We start from the raw sequence: 3,636 nt of genomic DNA on the forward strand, positions 1-3,636 counted from the left end.
CAACGCGTGTCTCTCGACCGGGCGGCAACACCCCCCGGACCATCAATGGCAGGGCAACAAAGCCATACCCGGCCGAGCGACCAGACCCCGTCCATCGGGGTGCTCACAAGGTAACGGGGGATCAGTTGTACGGGTCGGTGTCGCCCGGCATGCAGGACTTCAGCGGGTCCTGCGGCAGCTCCACCTTCCGCTCATCCTTCTTCTTCGGCGTGGAACCGGCGTCGGTGGAGGCGGACTCACTCGGAGTTGCGGACTGCGTCGGCGACTTCGACTCCGTCGGCTCGGCCGACGGGCTCGGTGACTCGCTCGGCTCCTTGGACGCGCCGTCCGCCGGCTGCGTGGTGGCCGGCTTCGCGTCCTTCGAACCCTTCGGCGACGGCTGCGCGGACTTCTCCGTGTCCTTCTCCTTGGTGCCCAGCGCCGTCTCCGGCGCGGTCTCCATCGAATGCTTGATGGACTCCTGCACCCAGCGGTGCAGGTAGTCGAAGTCCGGGTTGCCCGACGGCGTCACCGACGGGTTGATCGGGTAGGACTCGAACCCGCCCTTCTGGATCCGCATGGCGAGCATCGCGAACGCATCCAGGCGGTCGGCCGGAATATCGGTCACCACGGAGTCTCCGGTCGCGTTCAGCAGACGCGGCAGGGTGAGGGCGATCTTCGGGACGTCCGCTTCCTCTGCGACCGCGCGGACGATGCGCTGCTGGCGGCAGTTGCGGTCGAAGTCGCTGGAGCCTTCGCGGCTGCGGGCGTACCAGAGGGCGTGATAGCCGTCGAGCCGCTGCCAGCCGGGCTGGATGTAGCCGTCGATCTTCGCGGCGCCGCCGCCGATCGGGATCTTCCGCTCCACCTCGAAATCGATGCCGCCGATGGCGTCGACCATCTGCTCGAAGCCGCGCAGGTCCACCATCGCGTAGTAGTCGACCTTCAGCCCGAGGGTCTCCTCCACCGCCATCGTGGTCGCGGTCAGACCCGGATTCGGGTCACCGGGGAACAGATCGGGGCGCACGTCCTCCGCCCAGGTCCACACGGCGTTGATGAGGTTCTGGTTCTTGCCGTAGTAGTCGAACCCGTTGGGGAACACCTCGGCCGGCTTCGACCCCTTCGGGAACCGCACGTACTGCAGGTTGCGGGGGATGGAGAACAGGGCGGTGCGGCCGGTCTTCGTGTCCACGGACGCCACCATGATGGTGTCCGGGCGGGTGCCGGTGCGGTCCGCGCCGGCGTCCTGCCCGAGCAGCATGATGTTGACGCGGTCCACGTTCTTCCAGGCGTCCTCGCCGCTCTTGCCGCTCTTCGCCTGGATGAACGAGTCGCCGCCGATCAGGGAGTTCGCCGCCCACAGGGTGTGCGCGGCGTGCATCGCGGGCAGGCCGATCGCGATGGCGAGGGCGAACGCGAGCGCCCGCGACGCCGAGCGCGCAGGCCCCTGCAGCCGCTCCTTGCGGTTGTGGTGGTTGTTCGTCAGCCACAGCAGACCGAGCCAGATCACGGCGACGAGCGCGATCGTGATCATCGCGGTGGTGAGGAACCACGGTTTGAACGCAAAGCCGATCAGGGTCGCGGTGGGGTCACCGGCCAGCAGCCAGACCAGGCCGCTGAGGACGGTGATCACGAACACGGCTGCGGTGATGATGCCGAGGACCCGCAGCGGGGTGGGCAGCAGGCCGAGGCCGGGAATCAGGCCGCTGGCGGCGGTCCACAGGGAGGCGCGGCGCAGGGAGCCCTCGCCGGGCTGGCGGGCACCCCAGCCGCCCTGGCCGCTGGAGCCATCGGGGCTGACGGGGCCGCCTGGACCGCGGCCTCCGCCGCGTCCACCAGATCCGCCGCGGCCGGCACCGCCTGAGGCTGCGCGGCGCAGCACGGATGACCCGCGGCGCGGGCGCGGATCGTCATCGATCGGGCGCAGTCTGATGGTCTTCTGTTCGACGGGCGGAGCGACGTCGGCACGGCGGCGGCCCCGCTTCGGGTGCACGGGGATGGGGCCGTCGGACGCTCCGGGCGCCGGGGGGATGGGTGAGGAGTGTGAGGAGGCCAGAGCTGACGCGGCCCGCGCGCTCGGCCTGGACGCGGCAGCGTCCGTCTCAGCGGCGGCGGGTGGGCTCGGCGGGGAGGTCCGACCGGCGGCGCTGGACCCCTGGGAGGTCGCGCGTGCCCGACGGCCGTTGGGGGAGAAGGGCCAGATCATCGGGGTCGATGAGGAGCGCAGACCCGTCGAAGCTGCGCGGCGCCCGCGCCGCTGCGGGGCGCGGCGCTGACCGTCGCCTGGCCGATCGGGGCGGCCGGCGGGAGGATTCTCGCTCATTCGGCCATCATACGTCCGGGTCGACGGCTCACCATCGGCCCGTCGCCGAATCCACACCGCATTTTTACAGAGCCGGTGCGTGCTCCTGCGGAACGGGTGCGGACCGCCCCCAGTAGAGTAGGGGACATGACAACTCTCGTGATCGGAGGAGCCGGTTACATCGGCTCCCATGTGACCCGCCTGCTCGCCGACCGTGGACAGGACGTTGTGGTGGTGGACGACCTCTCCACCGGTTTCCGCTCCCGCCTGGGCGATGTCCCCCTCGTCGAGATCGACGTAACCCGCACGGGCGCCGCCGATGAGCTCGCCGCCGTCATGCGCGAGCGGTCCGTCAGCGCCGTCATCCACTTCGCCGCCCACAAGCAGGTCGGCGAATCGGTGGCGAACCCGGAGATGTACTGGCGGGACAACATCGCAGGCCTGGCCAACGTCCTGGACGGCGCCGCCCAGGCCGGGGTGCGCGACATCGTCTTCTCCTCCTCCGCCGCCGTCTACGGAATGCCCGATGTGGACCTGGTGCAGGAGGACCTCACGCCGGAGCCGATAAACCCCTACGGCGCCTCGAAGCTCGTGGGGGAGTGGATGCTGAAGGACGCGGAGCGCGCGCACGGCATGCGCACCGTCGGCCTGCGCTACTTCAACGTGGCGGGCGCCGGGTGGCCCGAGCTCGCCGACACGCTGGTGATGAACCTCGTGCCGATCGTGCTGGACGCCCTGGACCGGGGTGACCGCCCGAAGGTCTTCGGCGATGACTACGACACTCCCGACGGCACCTGCATCCGCGACTACGTGCACGTCCTCGACCTCGCCGAAGCGCACATCGCCGCGCTCGACTACCTCAAGCGCGACACCCGCGAGCACCGCGTGTTCAACGTCGGCACCGGCACCGGATCCAGCGTCCTGGACGTCATCAACGCTATCGCGGACGCCACCGGCACCGAGATCAATCCCGAGATCGTGGAGCGTCGACCCGGCGACCCCGCGAAGCTGGTGTGCTCCACCGACCGCATCCGCGAGGAGCTGTCCTGGAAGAGCGAGCACACCCTCGCCGAGATCGTGCAGTCCGCCGTGGACGCCCGCCGCCAGCGCGACTGAGCCCCACCCCAGGCACCAGAACTCCCCGGACCCTGCCGCTGAGCAGGAGGGCCCGGGGAGTTCTGCCTCTCGCGGCCGGTGCACCCTGCGCCTAGCCTCGGGGGCATGGACACCACTGCGGACCCCCGCCTCCACCGCCGCTGCCTCCTCGGCGCCTGCGCATCGCTGAGCGCCCTCGCGCTCGCCGCCGCATGCGGGACCCGTCGGCCCACCACCGGCCCCAGCGGCGGTGGAGGCGG

Annotated in this window: 2 protein-coding genes; one reads left to right on the plus strand and one right to left on the minus strand. The window is 70.5% G+C overall.

The features are described from left to right. Positions 1 to 121: 121 nt before the first annotated feature. Positions 122 to 2,302: an LCP family protein gene (locus MHY20_RS11400; protein ID WP_239376880.1), complete on the minus strand. Its 2,181-nt coding sequence runs from the start codon at positions 2,300 to 2,302 to the stop codon at positions 122 to 124. Positions 2,303 to 2,428: 126 nt separating this feature from the next. Here MHY20_RS11400 and galE point away from each other — a divergent pair, with 126 nt between their 5' ends. Then, positions 2,429 to 3,397, plus strand: coding sequence for a UDP-glucose 4-epimerase GalE (gene galE / locus MHY20_RS11405; protein WP_239376881.1), 969 nt, complete (start codon positions 2,429 to 2,431; stop codon positions 3,395 to 3,397). The last annotated feature ends 239 nt before the right edge of the window (positions 3,398 to 3,636 follow it).

Origin of the sequence: Helcobacillus sp. ACRRO, assembly GCF_022347125.1 — a bacterium.
In the GTDB taxonomy this organism is placed as follows: Bacteria; Actinomycetota; Actinomycetes; order Actinomycetales; family Dermabacteraceae; genus Helcobacillus; species Helcobacillus massiliensis.

Excerpts from the sequence above, each read along its gene's own strand:
- MHY20_RS11400 (WP_239376880.1), bottom strand. The coding sequence starts at position 2,302 with ATGAGCGAGAATCCTCCCGCCGGCCGCCCCGATCGGCCAGGCGACGGT.
- galE (WP_239376881.1), top strand. The coding sequence starts at position 2,429 with ATGACAACTCTCGTGATCGGAGGAGCCGGTTACATCGGCTCCCATGTG.